The organism is Pseudaminobacter soli (ex Li et al. 2025) (assembly GCF_003012705.1).
GTDB lineage: Bacteria > Pseudomonadota > Alphaproteobacteria > Rhizobiales > Rhizobiaceae > Pseudaminobacter > Pseudaminobacter soli.
The window spans coordinates 1-399 of sequence record NZ_PXYL01000079.1 but is presented as its reverse complement, the minus strand read 5'-3'; the positions used below and the strand labels follow the sequence as shown (position 1 = coordinate 399).

Here is a 399-nt window from a genome sequence, read left to right as displayed (position 1 = left end):
GCCGCGGTCAGCAGCTTGGGATTGATGCGCGTTGCACTGACTGTTTTGCGGATTTGGCGCATCGATTTGCGGACGGAGTCCAGGAATGCACGGCTGGCATTCTCCATCAGATGCCATCGATCAGCGACCTGCACTGCATTAGGCAACGCCTTTGCTGCCGCCAGCCCGTAAGCGCCGCCGCGGTCGCGAGCAATGATCTGGATTTGGGGGTTCCGCCGCAACCAAGCCTCTGCCGTCGCTGGCTCACGGTCCGGCAGCAGTCGGATCGGCTGCCGACGCTCTAGGTCACACACGATCGTGCCATAGCGATGATTGCGCCGCCAAGCCCAGTCGTCGATGCCGATCACCGAGGGCGGGGGCGACGGTGGCAATCCTTGCCTGCGGATGACTCGGAGCAAG

At 63.2% G+C, this 399-nt stretch carries 1 protein-coding gene; it reads right to left on the bottom strand.

The annotated features are described in order from the left end of the window. On the bottom strand, positions 1–399 hold a 399-nt coding region (locus C7I85_RS30320), incomplete at both ends, for a transposase (protein ID WP_146149032.1).